The sequence below is a fragment of the Microbacterium sp. LBN7 genome (genome assembly GCF_045690345.1).
Classification (GTDB): Bacteria; Actinomycetota; Actinomycetes; order Actinomycetales; family Microbacteriaceae; genus Microbacterium.
The window spans coordinates 3,939,831-3,956,453 of sequence record NZ_CP147856.1; the positions used below are offsets into that span (position 1 = coordinate 3,939,831).

The 16,623-nt window shown below is 65.4% G+C and carries 20 protein-coding genes, 4 tRNA genes and 1 pseudogene; 18 read left to right on the forward strand and 7 right to left on the reverse strand.

The features are described from left to right. Positions 1–69 precede the first annotated feature (69 nt). Together LBN7_RS19095 and LBN7_RS19100 are read left to right on the forward strand one after the other, a co-directional pair. Positions 70–1,308: an ammonium transporter gene (locus LBN7_RS19095; RefSeq protein ID WP_341945359.1), complete on the forward strand. Its 1,239-nt coding sequence runs from the start codon at positions 70–72 to the stop codon at positions 1,306–1,308. Positions 1,309–1,327: 19 nt separating this feature from the next. Further along, positions 1,328–1,915, forward strand: coding sequence for a type II toxin-antitoxin system PemK/MazF family toxin (locus LBN7_RS19100; RefSeq protein WP_407360520.1), 588 nt, complete (start codon positions 1,328–1,330; stop codon positions 1,913–1,915). Here LBN7_RS19100 and LBN7_RS19105 read toward each other — a convergent pair. Then, positions 1,881–3,041, reverse strand: a complete 1,161-nt coding sequence (locus LBN7_RS19105; RefSeq protein WP_116634880.1) for a DUF1611 domain-containing protein — start codon at positions 3,039–3,041, stop codon at positions 1,881–1,883. The genes LBN7_RS19100 and LBN7_RS19105 overlap by 35 nt on opposite strands. A gap of 215 nt (positions 3,042–3,256) precedes the next feature. On the opposite strand from LBN7_RS19105, the gene LBN7_RS19110 reads away from it, so the two are divergent. Then, positions 3,257–3,643, forward strand: a complete 387-nt coding sequence (locus LBN7_RS19110) for an SPW repeat protein (RefSeq protein WP_116634881.1) — start codon at positions 3,257–3,259, stop codon at positions 3,641–3,643. Between the two features lie 47 nt (positions 3,644–3,690). Here LBN7_RS19110 and LBN7_RS19115 read toward each other — a convergent pair whose 3' ends face one another. Further along, on the reverse strand, positions 3,691–4,116 hold the full coding sequence (locus tag LBN7_RS19115) for a GIY-YIG nuclease family protein (protein WP_116634882.1): 426 nt from the start codon (positions 4,114–4,116) through the stop codon (positions 3,691–3,693). A 110-nt stretch (positions 4,117–4,226) separates the two neighbouring features. Here LBN7_RS19115 and LBN7_RS19120 point away from each other — a divergent pair, with 110 nt between their 5' ends. Beyond that, positions 4,227–5,309 carry a PQQ-dependent sugar dehydrogenase gene (locus LBN7_RS19120; protein WP_407360521.1) on the forward strand — a complete coding sequence of 361 codons (1,083 nt, stop codon included), beginning with the start codon at positions 4,227–4,229 and terminating at the stop codon, positions 5,307–5,309. A 336-nt stretch (positions 5,310–5,645) separates the two neighbouring features. Here LBN7_RS19120 and LBN7_RS19125 read toward each other — a convergent pair. Continuing rightward, positions 5,646–5,718: transfer RNA gene (locus LBN7_RS19125), tRNA-Val, on the reverse strand. Positions 5,719–5,869: 151 nt separating this feature from the next. Here LBN7_RS19125 and LBN7_RS19130 point away from each other — a divergent pair. From LBN7_RS19130 to LBN7_RS19150, 5 genes are all read left to right on the forward strand, one after another. Further along, positions 5,870–5,942: transfer RNA gene (locus LBN7_RS19130), tRNA-Gly, on the forward strand. 54 nt (positions 5,943–5,996) lie between these two features. Further along, positions 5,997–6,067, forward strand: a tRNA-Cys gene (locus LBN7_RS19135). 29 nt (positions 6,068–6,096) lie between these two features. Then, a tRNA-Val gene (locus tag LBN7_RS19140) sits at positions 6,097–6,168 on the forward strand. Positions 6,169–6,382: 214 nt separating this feature from the next. Further along, positions 6,383–7,720, forward strand: coding sequence for a HEPN domain-containing protein (locus LBN7_RS19145; protein ID WP_407360522.1), 1,338 nt, complete (start codon positions 6,383–6,385; stop codon positions 7,718–7,720). Between the two features lie 285 nt (positions 7,721–8,005). Continuing rightward, positions 8,006–8,800 (forward strand): hypothetical protein, encoded by a 795-nt coding sequence (locus LBN7_RS19150; protein WP_407360523.1) that lies wholly within the window; start codon positions 8,006–8,008, stop codon positions 8,798–8,800. On the opposite strand, the gene LBN7_RS19155 is transcribed toward LBN7_RS19150, so the two are convergent. Genes LBN7_RS19155 through LBN7_RS19165 form a run of 3 tightly spaced genes read right to left on the reverse strand, consistent with a single transcriptional unit; the run spans position 8,712 to position 9,917 of the window. Beyond that, on the reverse strand, positions 8,712–9,059 hold the full coding sequence (locus LBN7_RS19155; protein WP_407360524.1) for a hypothetical protein: 348 nt from the start codon (positions 9,057–9,059) through the stop codon (positions 8,712–8,714). The genes LBN7_RS19150 and LBN7_RS19155 overlap by 89 nt on opposite strands. Then, a complete protein-coding gene (locus LBN7_RS19160) occupies positions 9,059–9,505 on the reverse strand; it encodes a hypothetical protein (protein WP_407360525.1) in 447 nt (148 codons plus the stop codon). Before LBN7_RS19160 ends, LBN7_RS19155 begins: the two co-directional genes overlap by 1 nt. A 16-nt stretch (positions 9,506–9,521) precedes the next feature. After that, entirely contained in the window at positions 9,522–9,917 is a 396-nt protein-coding gene (locus LBN7_RS19165; RefSeq protein WP_407360526.1) for a hypothetical protein, read from the reverse strand. A gap of 32 nt (positions 9,918–9,949) precedes the next feature. Here LBN7_RS19165 and LBN7_RS19170 point away from each other — a divergent pair, with 32 nt between their 5' ends. Beyond that, positions 9,950–10,636 (forward strand): hypothetical protein, encoded by a 687-nt coding sequence (locus LBN7_RS19170; RefSeq protein WP_407360527.1) that lies wholly within the window; start codon positions 9,950–9,952, stop codon positions 10,634–10,636. Between the two features lie 23 nt (positions 10,637–10,659). Here the strand turns inward: LBN7_RS19170 and LBN7_RS19175 are convergent, their stop codons facing one another. Next, entirely contained in the window at positions 10,660–10,989 is a 330-nt protein-coding gene (locus tag LBN7_RS19175; protein WP_407360528.1) for an HNH endonuclease signature motif containing protein, read from the reverse strand. Between the two features lie 93 nt (positions 10,990–11,082). Here LBN7_RS19175 and LBN7_RS19180 point away from each other — a divergent pair, with 93 nt between their 5' ends. The 8 genes and pseudogenes from LBN7_RS19180 to LBN7_RS19215 form a co-directional block, all read left to right on the forward strand. Next, positions 11,083–11,898 (forward strand): hypothetical protein, encoded by an 816-nt coding sequence (locus LBN7_RS19180; RefSeq protein ID WP_407360529.1) that lies wholly within the window; start codon positions 11,083–11,085, stop codon positions 11,896–11,898. An 11-nt stretch (positions 11,899–11,909) separates the two neighbouring features. Then, entirely contained in the window at positions 11,910–12,095 is a 186-nt protein-coding gene (locus LBN7_RS19185; RefSeq protein WP_407360530.1) for a hypothetical protein, read from the forward strand. 218 nt (positions 12,096–12,313) lie between these two features. Continuing rightward, complete coding sequence (locus LBN7_RS19190) at positions 12,314–12,466, forward strand: hypothetical protein (RefSeq protein ID WP_407360531.1); 153 nt, start codon at positions 12,314–12,316, stop codon at positions 12,464–12,466. 297 nt (positions 12,467–12,763) lie between these two features. Next, positions 12,764–13,033 carry a hypothetical protein gene (locus tag LBN7_RS19195; protein WP_407360532.1) on the forward strand — a complete coding sequence of 90 codons (270 nt, stop codon included), beginning with the start codon at positions 12,764–12,766 and terminating at the stop codon, positions 13,031–13,033. 221 nt (positions 13,034–13,254) lie between these two features. Next, on the forward strand, positions 13,255–14,238 hold the full coding sequence (locus tag LBN7_RS19200) for a DNA adenine methylase (protein ID WP_407360533.1): 984 nt from the start codon (positions 13,255–13,257) through the stop codon (positions 14,236–14,238). A 197-nt stretch (positions 14,239–14,435) separates the two neighbouring features. Next, positions 14,436–15,086 (forward strand): hypothetical protein, encoded by a 651-nt coding sequence (locus LBN7_RS19205; protein ID WP_407360534.1) that lies wholly within the window; start codon positions 14,436–14,438, stop codon positions 15,084–15,086. Next, positions 15,043–15,801 (forward strand): hypothetical protein, encoded by a 759-nt coding sequence (locus LBN7_RS19210; RefSeq protein ID WP_407360535.1) that lies wholly within the window; start codon positions 15,043–15,045, stop codon positions 15,799–15,801. The genes LBN7_RS19205 and LBN7_RS19210 overlap by 44 nt, the downstream gene beginning before the upstream one ends. Before the next feature lie 149 nt (positions 15,802–15,950). Beyond that, positions 15,951–16,479, forward strand: a pseudogene (locus tag LBN7_RS19215) (recombinase family protein); the annotation flags it as partial. Positions 16,480–16,623: the final 144 nt, after the last annotated feature.

The following is a 16,623-nucleotide window of genomic DNA, read 5'->3' on the forward strand; positions in this document are numbered from 1 at the left end:
CTCACGCATGCGCGAAACCGCGCGTCGTCACACTGAAGCTCTCAATTACTTCGGATGTGAGGTTTTCCTATGGATGCTCCCGGCAACATCTCGTGGGCGATCACCGCGACAGCGCTGGTCCTGCTCATGACGCCTGGCGTCGCCTTCTTCTACGGCGGTCTCGTCAAGGCGAAGAGCGTCGTCAGCATGATGATGATGAGCTTCGGCTCGATCGGCCTTGTCGCCGTGCTGTGGATTCTCTTCGGCTTCTCCATGAGCGCCGTCGACAGTCCGACCGCCTTCGCCGGCAACCCCTTCGCCGACTTCGGGCTCTCGAGCCTGGCCTCGGGTGAGGGATCGAACGTCGCCCTTCTCGGTGTCGCCTACGGCGCGACGTTCGCGATCATCACGGTCGCCCTGATCTCCGGCGCCATCGCCGACCGCGCGAAGTTCGGCAGCTGGCTGATCTTCGCCGGTGTCTTCGCCACCGTCGGCTACTTCCCCGTCGCCGCATGGGTCTGGGGCGGCGGCTGGATCATGAACCTCGGCACCACGCTGTTCGGTGAGGACAGCGGGATCGGCGTCATCGACTACGCCGGCGGTACCGCTGTGCACATCAACGCGGGCGCTGCGGCCCTCGCCCTCGCGATCGTCCTCGGAAAGCGCATCGGCTTCCAGAAGGGCATCCTCAAGCCGCACAACGTGCCGCTGACGCTGCTCGGCGCTGCGCTGCTGTGGTTCGGCTGGTTCGGCTTCAACGCCGGTGCGGAGTGGCTCGCCGAGGACATGGGCGGTGTCGGACTCATCGGTCTCAACACGCTCGGCGCCACGGCTGCTGCCATCCTCGGCTGGATCCTGATCGAGAAGATCAAGGACGGAAAGCCCACCTCGGTCGGCGCCGCATCCGGTGCGGTCGCCGGTCTCGTCGCCATCACCCCGGCGTGCGCCAACCTGACGCCCGGCTGGTCGCTCCTGCTCGGCGCCGTCGCCGGTATCGTCTGCGCTCTCGCGGTCGAGCTGAAGTTCCGCCTCGGTTTCGACGACTCGCTCGACGTGGTCGGCATCCACCTCGTCGGCGGCCTGATCGGAACCCTGTACCTGGGCTTCTTCGCCACCGGCACCGGCCTGTTCGTCGGCGGCGACGCCCGCCAGCTCGCCGTCCAGGTGATCGCCGCTCTGGGTGTGCTCATCTACTCCTTCGTCGTCGCCTTCATCATCGGCTTCGCGATCGAGAAGACGATCGGCTTCCGCGTCACGAACGAAGACGAGATCGCCGGTGTGGACCAGGTCGTGCACGGCGAGGAGGGCTACGCTCTCGCGGACGCATGACAGCGGTTAGGGTGACCGTGTGAGCAATACCGACGGCATCCTGGCGACACTCGCGCAGATCCTGCAGAAGCTGCTGGGGTCGGACCGGGCGTCTCGGACAGAACATCGTCCGAGGCGCCCGGTCGCGCGTCTGCGGCCCTCCTCCGGAGGGCGGGTGCCGGTCGATGCCCCGCAGGATCGGGGGAGCGCAGGGGGCACTGCCACCATCCGGATCGACCCGGAGCGCATCGAGGATCTGCTCGTCGCCTACGCTCCCGAACGCGACGGAGCCCCGGACGCCGGCGAGATCGTCTGGACCTGGGTGCCCTATGAGGAGAACGACGGTCGAGGCAAGGACCGACCGGTGCTCGTCATCGGGCGCGCCTCGGCGGATCGCGTGTACGCCGTGCGCATGACCAGTCGGGCCCACGACGGCGACCGCGACTTCCTCACGATCGGTGCCGGCTCCTGGGACTCGCAGGGACGCGAGTCCTGGGTTGACATCGAGCAGCTGTACAGCGTGCACGAGCACGGCCTGCGGCGTGAGGCGGCTGTGCTCGACCGCGGGCGTTACGACAGGGTCGCGAGCGCGCTCACACGCCGCTACGGCTGGGCTGCAGCGGGCTGAGCGACGGGAACGCCTGCAGCACCATCTCGACGAGCTCGGTCAGCGGGCGCGTCAGGGGATCGGTGGCCGGGAGCCCCAGGCTCAGTTCGATCTCGTCGATCGACGCGCTGAGCTGAGCCTCGGAGAGGTTCTCGTGGTTCACGGTGATCCCGATGACCCTGGTGTCGGCGAAGGCCTCGATGAGCGCGACTTCGCTCTCCACGGTGGGCATCGCGACCATCGGGAAGTCCCCGAGATTCTCGCGGCCGGGGGCGTGCTGCACGATGACGCCCGCCGGCTGGCTGCCGCGGAGGATGTGCGCGGAGGTGATGTACGCCGGGTGGCTGAGCGCTCCCTGGCCCTCGACGATGATCACGTCGGGGTCTTCGCCCTCGAACGCGGCGACGACCTGGTTCTCGACCTCGCCCGAGCAGAACTGAGGGACGAGGGCGTCCAGCGCCACTCCGTACTTCCCGCCCTGGATGATCGTCGTCTGACCGGTCCCGACCATCACGGCATGGATGCCATGCTCGTTCAGCGCGCGCACCAGCAGGGTCGCGGTCGTGCGTTTGCCGATCGCTCCATCGGTTCCGAGGATGGCGATCCGGGGGCACGTGACGTCGAAGATGCGCCCCGAGAAGAGGTGCAGATCCTTCTTCTCCTTGGGGCGGCGGATGTCGGTGATGGTGACACCGGCGAGCAGGCTCGCCGCGACGAATTCCGCGTCATCCGTCAAGAACTCGTGCAGGCCGTTGATGATGTGCATCCCGCGCGCGATCCCATCCAGCAGCACGGTGCGCTGCCCGGGCGAGAGCAGGCCGTCGGCGGGCGCAACGCCGCAGATGAGGTAGTCGGGAACATGCCCGGCGTGAGCGATCGCGGCGGTGAGGCCGTCGAGGACCGGGATCCCGACCGCCGTGCCGTCGAGCAGCATCCCGGCATCCGCCCCCGCGTGCGTGCTGTCGATGACGCTGAGGATCTCGTACTTCTCGGAGTGGCGGACGAGCCCGTTGGCCGTCTTGCCGTCCTGCTCGCCGAACTGGCCCTCGCAGTAGATGACTGCGGTCGTGCCCGTGGGGAGCTGCGGCTCCGACCAGGAATGGGCGGAGGAATCGCTCGAAGCAACGGGCAGGGATGGGTGAGACATGGCTCTCCTCTGATCGCACAGAGGAGGCGACGGAGAACGAAATGGCCGAGAACGGCCCGTTGGTCGACAAGAAGTCTTCCCTGATACCGGCAAGATGCCGGTTTCCTCACCGTAGCAGGGCGGTCTGGGACTCAGCCGCGAGTCGAGCAATCCGATTCGGCGGGCGCGCCGAATCAGATGTGAGCCGCGACCGCGGCGAAGCACAAGGAGGAATCATGCGTTTCATTCCCACCAAGGTCCACGGAATCCTCGACTACATCGTCGGTGTGGCTCTCATCGCTGCGCCGTGGCTCTTCGGATTCGCCGGCATGGGCGGCCCTGCCGTCGTCATCCCGATCGTGCTCGGAGTCGGCCTGATCGTCTACAGCCTGTTCACCAAGTACGAGTGGGGCCCCTTCGGGTTCATCCCGATGCCGGTCCACCTCGTGTTCGACATCGTCGCGAGCCTGTTCCTCGCCCTGTCGCCGTGGATCTTCGGGTTCTCCGGTGAAGCGCTGAACGTCTGGCTGCCGCACGTCGTCGTCGGCGCCGCGGTCATCGTGGTCGTGCTGTTCTCGCAGCCGCAGCCGGAGACCGCTCGCGGCCGTGCCGCCACGGCCTGATCCCATGCCACAGAGGCGCTCCCGGCCACAGCCCGGGGGCGCCTCTGTCACGCCCGGAGAGCCTCGCTGAGCCATCGCGCGTAGAGCTCCCAGGGGTCGCCGATGCTGCGGAGACGCGCGATGTGGGCACGCAGCTCATCGTCGAGCGTGAACCACTCACCGCCTTCGCGCTGCGCCGCATACTCGCGGTGCCGCTGCTGTTCGACCGGCCGGCCGCCTCGCTCGAAGGCGAGGAGCTCGTCATGTCGGATGCTCGCGAGGCGCTGCCGAGGGCGTCGACTCGTGCCGATCTTCACGCGCCGGTCGTATCGCAGGTAATAGACCACCTCGATCTGAGGCAGCGGCAGATCGCTGTCGGGAACATCGCCGTACCGCCAGCCGCAGGTGCCGCAGATCCAGGCGCTGCCGAGGCGCGCCCCTGTGCGGCCTCCGCAGAGGTGGCAGGGACCGGGCAGGTCGTGACTCGACGGCACAGCTCGAGCGTACGAGCAGGTGCCGACACGGCTCGGCGTGCGGTGTCACCCGAGGGTACCGAGGAGCGGAGCGGCCGCATAATGTCGAAGTCAGCGTGAGGGGAGAGGCGATGACGACCACGACAAGACGGTGCATCTGCGCGGGCGTGGCGGCATCCGCTGTCCTCGCACTGACGGCCTGCACGAGCGAGCCAGCCCCGCGTCCGCCCTCCGCGACGAGCGCAGCGCCGTCGTCGGTGGAGCCGGCGGATGCGACGGTCGTGGCGCAGGACCTCGACGCGCCATGGTCCATCGCCTTCCGTGATGATGTGGCGCTGATCAGCGAACGCGACTCCGCCCGCATCCTCGAGCTCTCCGACGACGGCGAGGCTCGGGAGGTCGCGGTCATCGACGGTGTCGCGCCGCGGGGAGAGGGCGGACTTCTGGGGATCGCCGTCCATGAGGACTACCTGTACGTCTATCTCACGGGTGCCGACGAGAACCGCATCGAGCGCTTCGAGCTGACCGGGTCGGCCGGTGACCTCGCGTTGGGACGGGCGGAGACCGTCATCTCCGGAATGGATGCCGCCGGCAACCACAACGGCGGACGCATCGCGTTCGGTCCCGACGGGCTGCTCTACGCGACCGTGGGGGACGCGGGGGACCCCTCGAGCGCGCAGGATCTCGACTCCCTCTCGGGAAAGATCCTGCGCCTCACGCCGGAGGGGGAGATACCCGCGGACAACCCCTTCGACGGCTCACCTGTCTACAGCTACGGGCATCGGAATCCGCAGGGTCTCGCGTGGGACGACGACGGCGTGCTGTACGCGAGCGAGTTCGGTCAGGACACCTGGGACGAGCTGAACGTCATCGAGGCGGGCGGCAACTACGGCTGGCCCGAGGTCGAGGGCTTCGCCGACCGCGGGGGGTTCATCGACCCGGTGCAGCAGTGGAGCCCCGATGTCGCCAGCCCTAGTGGGATCGCCGTCGCGAACGGTGCCGTCGTGGTCGCGAACCTGCGCGGCGAGAGGCTCCGCGAGATTCCCTTGGAGGCTCTCGGAACCGCGAGCGAGCACTTCGTCGGCGAGTACGGGCGTCTGCGCGACGTCGTGCTCGCGCCGGACGGCACGCTGTGGGTGCTGACGAACAACACCGACGGGCGCGGGCAGCCGGCTGCGGGAGACGACCGCGTGATCAGCGTTCCGATCGGCTGACGGCTACCCCGCCTTCCCGAATCCGCGGCCGGTGGGTTCCGGCGCTGTCAGAGCGCGGCCTTCTCTGCACGATGCCGCAGATTGCCCAACCAGCGCACCAGGACGGCGAGCACGAAGAACGCGATCACGAGCACCACGCACCACAGCGCGACGCCGCCAAAGCCGCCCGACGTTGCCGGGGCGAGGAACGGACACGGATGGAACCCGTCGATCGCGCCGCGCTCTCCGAGGTCGGTGACGCGCGAATTCCTGACACCAAGCTGTTGGTGGACCGCCGCCGTCTCGGGCCGGACACGAAGAAACCTCGGGAGATCTGGGATCTGCCGAGGTTTTCTGTGGGCGATACCGGACTCGAACCGATGACCTCTTCCGTGTGAAGGAAGCGCGCTACCAACTGCGCCAATCGCCCATACCTGTGGGGTACGTCAACAGATACTACCCGACGCTCGGAGGCCGCGAGGACCAGTCGGGGAGACACGCGCGAGATTCGTTTCCGGTTTGGACACTTGCCGATCATCGGCTAATGTTTCATGAGTGCCCGGGACAACCGGGAACGAAATGCGGATGTAGCGCAGTTGGTAGCGCACAACCTTGCCAAGGTTGGGGTCGCGAGTTCGAGTCTCGTCATCCGCTCGAGTGCAGAGGGTCTTCTCCGGAAGGCTCACGGCACGTGGGGTCAATCCACACGGTGGCGTGGCCGAGCGGCTAGGCACCGGCCTGCAAAGCCGTTTACACGGGTTCGAATCCCGTCGCCACCTCGTCGCATACAACTGAACAGCCTGTATAGGCGCGATTGGCGCAGCGGTAGCGCGCTTCCCTGACACGGAAGAGGTCACTGGTTCGATCCCAGTATCGCGCACAGACAAACCCCCGGTTCTCCGGGGGTTTTTCGTTCTCTGGCCATGCGTTGAATCTCTCGTTGAAGATCACCCGCGCCCGCCTGCGCCGCACGTGTCGATGGGCACAGGCCCGCGCGCGTAGCCCAGGCGGGTCCCCCGCGTCGATAGCGAGATAGATCGCCTGCGCCGAACATCCTGCTAGGTTGAGCACCACATCTGGGGCAGGGGGCGTTCGTGGCGAACGAGCTAGAGGTCGGGACGAGACGCGTAGGGGACTTCTACGACTTCGACGACGACACACCACGGGTCCAGGTCATCCTCGAGCGCATCGAGCGCGGAATCTGCATCACACTTCCGTGGTCTGAGCCCGCTAGCCCATACGCCGCCTGGTTCATGGGCGACGAGATACGGCAGTTCTCCATTGATGGCGAGCCGGTTGGGGAGCCGAAACCAGTGCCCAGGCGCGTCGTGTTCAATGATTCGCACGGACCGGTGCTGCTCACGCGCTGCTGGGCGAAAGGATTCCACGCCGGAATGTGGGGTCCTGGCAGCGGCGTCCTCTGGTCGCGCGCTGCCATCCTCGGAGTTGACGAGGACATCGAGTACGACCGTCCGCACGGGCTCAAGACTGAGATTTCAGGACTCCGCGAATGGCTCGGGATCAGCTCTTGGAAAGAGAGCTACATCTGGGAGCCAAAGCCGCTGACCGCTTCGCTGGTGTCGCAGGACGTCGACCCAATCGACCTCGGGGAGTTCAACGGTCTGTCGATGACGCTGGTTCCCTCTTGGAAGGTGACCCCCGGCGTCGGCCGTGACAATCGCGTCCTGCTTGACATGCTGCGTTGCACCACGAGAAGCAACGACGCTCGCGACTGGTCGGAGCATCGCGCTCACCACTTCGCGCTTCGCGACCTCCTCGTAGTCTCCCGGTGGTGGAACGAGACGTGCGTCGAGGTTTTTGCGACGCGCGACGATGACCCGTTTCGCGCCTTGGACGGCAAGGTCCACGGCGAGCTGTGGCGAGATGTAGTCGTGCCGAACGACGAACGGCAAGCTCCTCCCACGGGCCAGCGCGCCCATCTCATTCGCTTTGGGGAGCTGGGCGTTGCCGGAATCCAGAGCTGGTTCGTGCTGCGCGAAAAATTCGCTAGGGCGCTAGATCCCGTGATCACAAGTCGAGGCCTAAAAGACGCGGGCGGACACACCCTGCTCGCGCACACCGGTCCGGGTCTTGAAGCTCTCGGATACCTCTTGCTAGTGCAGGACGGGAAGACCGAATCAGCTGCCAATTCGGCCAACTTGAAGACTCGATTCACGCGAATTCTCGCCGACCTCGGAGATTGCTTGCCCTTCGACGGTCCGACATGGGTCGAAGAGACGGCCGACGCTTACAACGGGATCAAGCACGCCAATCGTGCGGAACCCGACGAGCTCGATGTGCTCAATGCATGGGCTCGATGCGTTCTAGTCGTGCGCGCATGGGTCGCTGCTGAGCTCGGCGTTCCCATGGAGGAGCTCAAGAAGCGGCTAGCAGAAGATCCACAGTCACACGGCTACGTGAAGGTCGGCTAGCTCGAGCACCATCAATGTCGGCGGCGGATGTTTACCTGTCCGCAGCAGGGCGCGAGCCGCCCGTGGCCAACGAGGAGGAACCCCGCGAGGGGGTGAACTCGGAGGAGCCGCCAGTGATCGACCTGCGAGCAGTGCAGCCAGCCTCCCGACCGGGAGTGCTGCGGAGGAGGGCATAGCCCCAACGCGGCACACCGTCCGGTTCGGTTCGAGGACCGTTGCATGCGATCCGCACGTCTGGCGCGACCTTCGCGCCCGTGCTCATTACGCATGGAAGGACACACTCTCATGGACCCCAGGAAAGAACTGGCAACGCTCAAGTCCGTTATGGCGCAGATCGTCGCCAACGCGAAGACCGCGAACCGCGCCCCGTCGGTGCAGGAGATCACCGAGCTCGAGCGAATGGCGGCGAAGGACGCGCACCTGCAAGAAATGATCGACCGCACAGAGAAGGGCGTCGCGATCCTCGACCGATTCCGGCAGGGGAGCGACGACGACGCGGTAGACACCGGCGCGAAGGCGTCGTTCCTCAACGTCAAGGCCACCGCCCGTTCGGTCGCTCAGAAGGCCATCGGCACGTCCGCCGATCTGGTGGGCGTCGAGTTCATTCGCGGCCTCGTGCCCCTCGACCGGCCCCGCACTTCGCTGCTGCAGGCGATCCCTGCGATCACCCGCAGCAGCCCCGTCTACGAGTACCTGCGGCAGACGGTCCGCACGATGAACGCGGGCCCGGTCGCGGAGGGGGCGCTCAAGCCCACCTCGATCGTGAGCATGGAGTCCGTCGAGGCGAAGCTCAAGGTGTTCGCTCACATCAGCGAGCCCATCCCGCCGTACATGCTCTCGGTTCCCGCCGGCAGGACGATGCCGAGGGTGACGAACCAGCTGACGAGTGCGCCGACTCCGAGGGGGACGGAGGTGCGGATGAGGCCGACGATGTTGTCGGAGAGGTTCATGCTGCCCGCGGCGATGTCCTGCGCCTTGCGGTGCAGCAGCTCTAGCGTGGAGCCTTCCCGGCCTGGTACATCGTGGAGATGTACAGCGCCCATGGCTGAGCCTGCTTGCGCGTGGTCAGATTGTTCTTGACGCGGGTCACCATGCGTCGGTGCTCGGCGGTGATGTACAGGTGAGGCTCGTCCAGGACGACGATGGTTTCCAGGCCGCCGTACTTCGAGTCGGCGCCGGAGGACATCGGGATGATGCGGCCGCCGTCGGCGAGTCGAGCGAACTTGTCGAATCCGACGATGTCGCCGGAGCGGGTCAGCTCGTTGCCGTGGTCGGGGTCGAAGTTGTACTCGAGGGTGGCGCGGTAGGAGCTGGCGACCTGGTCTTCGGAGACGGCCATCATGCGGCCCTCAGGGCCTGGGATACGGCGGCCATCGGCTCGCCGGGCACGTACTCGTGCTCGAAGGTTCCTTGTCGGCAGACTTCGCCACCTTCCACCCACCCGTAGAAGCGGGACGGACCGGCGACGTCGAATGCGACGACGAAGCTGGCGACGTCGGTCTTCGCGCTGCCCTTCGGGAGGACGGCAGCGCACTCGCTGTACAGCCGACGGCCGCTCTGGTCGAGCGCGTACATGTCCACGATGAGGTCGTAGACGACGTCATCCAGTCGGACAGGCTCGCCCTGCTTGTCGCCGCGGCCGTGTCGCATGAAGTGTTCGATCCAGGCCGCGCCCAGGTGACCCAGGCTTCGATCCCGGTCGTGGTTGGGCATCCGGATGGTGAGCCGCTCGAACGCGGGGAGCTCATGCTCATCGACTATCTCGTGTTCGGGGGCGTCGGTCATGGCGCCTCTTCGGACGTTAGGCCCGGGCAGCGCTCCGGGCTCGGCGGTCACTCCGTTTGGAGGGCAGGATTCGCAGCTTCCGGCGAGCCTCAGCAGTGAGCCCCAGTGCGTCGGAGCCTCGGCGCCATTCGGCGTGATCGTCGGCCTGCCCGGTGGAATAGACGGTGTCGGCGATGTAGGCGAGGCCGACGAGGGCGTGCCATTCGTCGGTGCCCCGCTCCGTGGTGTGCGGAAGAGCTCTCATGGTGTCCCACCACTTGCGGGTGAGGGGATGCCAGGCGATGCTGCTGCCCTCATCGTCGAAGCCGCGGGCGGCGGGGAGATCGACGAGCGGTTTGCGGCGGTAGGGCGTGTCGAGGATGTACTCCCAGTCGTTGGTGTCCTCGGCGGGCTGTGGTCCGCGTCGCGCCATTGAACGATCTCCCTGGGCTGTAGCTTTTCGCTATGACTACTGTGATGACGCAAGAGGGGCAGCGGCTCCTCGTTGCCCGCGCGGACCTGCCTTCAGACCTCACGCTGACAGAGCTCTTGACCGTCAGTAACGCCGTCCAGGCCATCTACGGCGGCAGTCGAGGGCTGGTGCGGAGGAACGAGGCCGACCTTCTCTTCAACGAGGTTCCTCGATCTCCCAGAGTTGAACGGCTTCACTTCGGTAGCCCCATGGAGATCCTGGTCGCCGTTCCTCCTGCAATCGCTGGCACGTTGTTCATCATCACGAAGGCCGTAAAGGCGCTTGTAGAGGCGGTACGAATCAACGTAGAGGTCGACAAGGTTGGGGCGGAAGCGGACAAGTTACGGGCCGAGGCGGACAAGCTGAGGGCTGAAGCCGACTACATCCGTTCCCAGGATGAGTATCTCCGTAACGAAATCGAAGCGAGGCGAGAGTTTCTGAGGTCTGCGCAAGGCAGGCAACTCGTGGCTCATGAGTTGACAAGTGGGCTGCGAGATGCCGGCTCTCCGAGAGCGGCAGAGGCGGTCGAGCAGGAGATCGACCTCAAAGCGCGTTGGGTAGACGAGGGGGAGCCGAAGCCGATTCCGCGAACCAGCGCACAGGTTCAAGCCCGTGCCTTGGTGGAGGCGGCCGAGGCGGTGGCGACGTACGGCGTCGACTTGAGTACGTTGCGCAGATGAGCCGCGAGGTGTGACGTCGCGGCTCAACGATACGAATAGTGGTTCCGCTCCCCGGGGTGGCGGCCGAAGGACCGTCGATACTCTCGCGCGGCTTTGGCTTCGGCCTGCGTCTTCTCGCGATGGTGCTCCTTGCAGAGCCACTGCAGGTTCCAGCGACCATGCACGGCGTCGCCCATCGCCTGGCCTTCGGCGGAGCGAGTGTTGATGATGTGGTCGCAGTCCATTCCTGCTTCGGGGCATCGCGCACCCATATCGAGTGGGGCTTCGCAGCGCCAGCCGGCGCGGGTTGCAGTCTGGCGGCGACGGGCGTTGCAGTCAGAGGGCAGCGGATCGTGGCGCTGAGTCCATGCCATGGTTCCTCCTGGAATTAGGGGCGCGCAGAGTCGATAGCCTGCGAAGTATGAGCCGAGTGTTGGGTTCCCACGACCGGGTCGAGACCGTCGAGGATGGAGGTCGCGACGGGGTTGTTGTTGCGAGCTCGCGCACGGTTCGAAGCACTTGAGGAGCCGGACGAACCGTTAGAAGGGTCGATGCTCGCGGCGGAGAATGCGGCCACCGCTTTCGACCCGGTCGGCTACCAGGTGGCGCGACATCGGGTCCGAGCAGTGGATGCGCTCGAGATGCTGATGGGCTCGATGCACGATCCGGTGAGCGGACGAATGGAAGCTCGCCCGATGGCGATGTACGCGCTGGTCAGAATGAGCGTTGAGGCGTCGGCGGTGGCGCTGTGGACGATTCAGTCCGCGAAGAAGCACGACCGCATCTATCGCGCGTTGCAGGTCGCTTACCCACACCTCACGGAGTACGCGGACTTCGCCTCTGTCGTCGCGAAGGAGGAAGATGCCGCGCCGTATATCGAGTTCCGTGATGACAAGGCGAGGCGACTCATCGGCCTGAAGAACGACGTCGGAACGCTGAGGCAGAGAGAGTTGACGAAGCCGCCCAAACTGTGGCGGATCCTCACTGCTGTCTCGCCGACGGTGCCGCCTGGGCGACCGCACGGCGTCGACAGCCCCTACGTGATCTGGAAGATGACGTCGGCGTTCCTACATGGAAGTGACCACCTCACCCGTGACCTCGGCGACCTTGAGCAAGTGACGGAGAGCGACGGTGTCGGGGCGACGTTTGTCGTGAAGCCATCGTGGAGTTTGCTGTGTTCGTGCGTAGCGGCGTGCGTCGTGGAAGTCGAGAAGCTCGACGCGCGTGTCCGCTTTCTCGCCACGACGGCCTATGGTGAGCGCAGTCTTCTGCCCGCCAGCTAGGAGTAGAAATCATGGCAAAAGCAGCATCAGCAGCAGTCCTCGATACCGTCGAGCTCCGCTTCTCCCTCGCACCGGACGAATGTTCCGACGACGAGAACACGTCTCAGTGGGGTTACCCCGGGGCCGGCGAGGTCGAGTCGAGCGAGGTAGTCGGTGTCGAGCTCGTCGCCTCGACCGAGACAACCGCGACCATCTGAGTGACGCTCGCATCTGCGGACGCGGATTTCATGCTTGGGTATGGGCGGTACGCGCACAGGGAGGGGGATGACTTCAGCGACGCCCTGGACGTATGGATGCGTGCCGGAGCTCGCATCGAGCCCACCGTGGAGGACCTTGTCGCCGCTATGCGCGAGCTGGCCTCTGACATCCCGCTCCAGCGGGCATCAGCTGACCTCGACACCATGGAGGTGGCAGCATGACCACTCACACCTATCTCAACGGAGCCATCGATCTCCGACCTCTCGTCATCAGAGACCGCGGTCCCAGACACGCCGTCGCCTGGCTCGCAGCCGAGTACGACGTCCCCGAGCATCAAGTCATCGCGACACACGCCGCCATCGAGCTGTAGACGCTCGCAGAGCTCGGCGGCGATGTGCAGTATGACGAGGACTTCGCTGACTGGGCTTCACAGCAGCGGGACCTGCGAGTGGTGCTGGCGGCGGCCCCGGAGCGACTCGGGATCTCTATGGACGATGCCGTACAACTGCTGATGCTCATCATCGAGTATCGGCAGGGCGTATGCCGTCGCGCTGAGGGGTTTCAGTGGCACCACGAGCATGACCCGGCCCGACGCCGCCCCGTGCGACGAGGTCGGGTTCGTCCTCGCTGACTGCGGCGGCCTCAGGTCACCGCGCATGACAGTCCAATGACTTCCGGGCCGCTCACCTCCACCTCGACCATCGCGGTCTGGTGCGAGGTGTGCGGGCGCGAAGAGGGGCTATCCGCGGGAGAGGCATTCGACGCCGGCTGGGACTTCGCGGGTCTGATGCCCCGGGGTATCGTCTCGCCGCGGACCTGCCCTGACCACGGCATCGAGGACACGGTCTGGGCGAAGATCGCTGTCGCCAAGATCGACCCCGCGGACTTCACTGAGCACGACCGTCAAGTCATCGCTCGTGTCGTCGCAGAACGCTGACCGCACCGCGTATGCGGATGGCAAGCTCACCTTAAACCTCGCTAGACGCGACCTGCCCGCGCGCCACTCGCCACGATGTGGGTGGGCGCTGGCAGACTGCTCATGTGATTGCTCGAACCACTCCGCGCCCTATCGCCGCGCCACTCAAGGGACAGCCGAAGCGTACCGCCACAAGCGTGGACGTCCTTGCGCGAGCGCAGTCGTATCCTCGCATGCGATACATGGGTTCGAAGTACGCTCTCCTTCCGCACCTAGAGCGAGCTTTCGCGCAGGTTGGCGGAGCCACGGCGGTGGACGCATTCTCAGGCTCGGGCGTGGTCTCCTACCTGTTGAAGGCTCAGGGTTTCAACGTCACCAGTAACGACTTCATGGCCTTTAGCTCCACTGTCGCGCGCGCGACAGTGGAGAACTCGCACACGCGCCTGAGTCTCGAGCTCGTCGAGAAGATCTGCGGCCCGTCCGCCGATGGCCGCGACTTTATCCAGAAGACCTTCACCGGGATCTTCTTCAACGCCGAAGACCTCGCGTTCCTCGACTCCGCTTGGTCGCACATCGACCAGCTCATCGGGTATGAGCGCGACATCGCACTCTCCGCGCTCATCCTGTCTGCAGCCCGCAAGCAGCCCCGTGGAGTCTTTTCCTTCGTCGGCACCCGCTACGTGGACGGTCGCCGGGACCTGCAACTGTCGATGGAGGAGCACTTCCGAGAGCGGGTCGCGGAGTACAACGCCACAGTGTTCGATATGGGCACAACGAACGTCGCGGTCACCGGAGACGTCTTCGACCTCAACGTCACCGCGCCGGACATCGCCTACCTGGACCCGCCGTACGCTCCGCCGAGTGACGACACGGACTACATGAAGAGGTACCACTTCCTCGAAGGGCTGAGTGTCTACTGGCGAGGCGTTGAGATCATGACTCAGACGAAGACACAGAAGATCGCGAAGCGGTTCACGCCCTTCGCTTACAAGCGAACCATCGAGGACGCGCTCACCCGAACGTTCGAGCAGTTCGCTGGCGCCGGGGCCATCGTCATGAGCTACGGGTCGAACGCACTGCCCGGACCGGAGCGCGTCGGCGAGCTCCTCCGAGCCGTCAAACCGAACGTCGAAGTTCAGGCAATCGACCACCGCTACTCGTTCGGCACTCACGCAGCAGCAACGCGGCGCGCGGCGTCCGAGTACATCTTCATCGGGCGCGACTGATGCCGACGCCAGTCCCAACGTTCCGGGCGTACATGGCGTCACTCGGGCAGTTGACGCCTCATGCGGACCCGACTGCTGAGACCCCGGAGTCTCGCACGATCAAACAGGCGTTTTGCTCGCTAGGCACAATCGCGACCGATGACCTCAGCATCGAGACGCTAACGACTTGGGTGGAAGCGAACCCGGGGTCTGTCCCTGTGCTGGGGCTGACGGTTGGCCTCAGCCGGGAGCGACTGAAGAACGTCCTTCGCAACCACTTCGGCACGAGCGGTTGGACTACCCTCGCCCGCACCCGCGGGCGCGATCTCATCGAATGGTTCGATGAAGAGTTCAACCTCGTGACGGTTCTCGCGCTGCAGCAGCTCCAGACGTACGACTTCGGTGACATCCTGGTTGCGCGGGCTGGCACCCGGGCGACGGCAGCCCGTGCCGGTGTGTCCGGCCGGAAGGTAGAGGACGAGATCGAGGCCATCGCCAGCGGGCTCGGCCTTCCCTACACGACGCGCACGCGGTTCACGGGGCGCAACGGTCGCACCGCACCGTGCGACCTCGTCGTTCCGGACACCGGGGACGCGCACATCGTCGTGGCCGCGAAGGGCTTCGATAGCACCGGCTCCAAGTTGACCGACGCCGTGCGCGAGATTCAAGAGATGGCCGAGATTCGCCGACCGACCCAGTTCGTGATGGCTGTCATCGACGGCATCGGCTGGAAGTCACGCGTGGCAGATCTGCGCCGTATCCATCAGCTCTGGGTTGATGGCGGGATTGACGGCATGTACACGGTCGCGACGTTGGACATGTTCCATGATGACCTCGAAGAGGCAGCTCGCCTCCGACACCTCATCTGACGTGAGCAACTTTGCCCAGGCCGCAGCTACCGAGGCCGGTGGAATCGACTCCGCAACCGTTGCCATAGTTGTCGCGGTCATCGCTCTGGTCGGGGTGATCGCCGCGCAGATCGTGAACGTCATCAGCGAAAGCCGACGCCGGAGAGACGAGCAGGCGAAGCTCGTTCGCGAGCAGGTGCAGGCAGTCATGATGATCTTCTACGACTACTCGGAGTTCGCCCGAACGGTTACGCCGGGGAAGCCGTACCAGCACCGCTGTGACCCATACGAGGAGCAGTGGGATCGGGTCTCTGGTCCACTCGCGGCGGGACTCGCGCACATGGCTGGCCACGGCAAACACCGCGATGTCGCTCTGACCCTCGTGGATGGCATCGGCCTCCAGCACATCGGTTTTCGAGAGGGTGAGAACGTCGGGGACGATCCGCGCGCCGGGTACATCCAGATGGCGTGGCACGGATTTGAGACAGTCGCTGCATGGCTGCGCCACGACCGCGTCCCTCGCCAGGCACGTCGCCTAGCTCGACAGGCTGCGAAGATGCGCGCCACCCTCGACGCGGAGTTCAGGTGGCGCGACCGTCAGGAGAGCGGAAGCAGTCGTAAGAGCGGTGTCATCCGTTCCGCGGCTCGCACGTCGAAGTTCTGGCTTCGCCGTCACTGGCGGGACTGGATCAAGGAACCCGCGAAGAAGCTCTGGGCGTTCCTCTTCGCGGAGTAGGTCAGCGCACATAAGCCGATCCCTCAACGTGCAGCAGCGGCGCAAGTGGGCGTCCGTGTCGAATCGGCCCGGGGGAGTGCACGCAAGACCCGCACACAGAAGTGCACGCTGATGGTCCCCTAAGCGTGTACACCGCGCATGTATCGACTATGAAGCGCCTTATCGGGTACGCCCGCGTCTCGACCGCCGACCAGGACCTCACCGCGCAGCGGGTCTCGCTCGCATCGCTAGGCGTCCAGCCCGATGACATCTACGTCGACCACGGCCTAACCGGCACCAACCGAGATCGCCCGGGGCTCGCACAGGCCCTCGGCGCAGTGCGCACCGGAGACCAGTTCGTCGTGGCGAAGCTCGACCGGCTTGCCCGCTCGATCCCCGACGCTCGCGACATCGTCGACGAGCTCACGGCGAAGGGGGTCGTCTTGAACATCGGTGGTAGTTACTACGACCCGACCGATCCCATCGGCAGGGTCATGTTCAATGTGCTCAGCATGGTCGGCCGAGTTCGAGGCCGATCTGATTCTCGCCCGCACACGAGAGGGTATGGTCATCGCCAAGGCAAAGGGGCGGCTGAAGGGGAAGGCGCCCAAGCTCAGCGCGGCTCAGCGGAAGCAGTTACTCCGTCTCGCGGAGGAGGGCGAGTACACTCAGGCCGAGCTCGCCGCGGTCGGTACGGTGCTCATCCTCACGGGTTGCACTGCCACCCACGCCTCAACTCTTCGGATAAATTCCGATGGTTCTGTGGACTACGTCACTTGCGTCTCCGACGCGAACGATTGGTACGCCGTCTCGTACGAGTCAGAAGACCGGCAACAGGGTGTC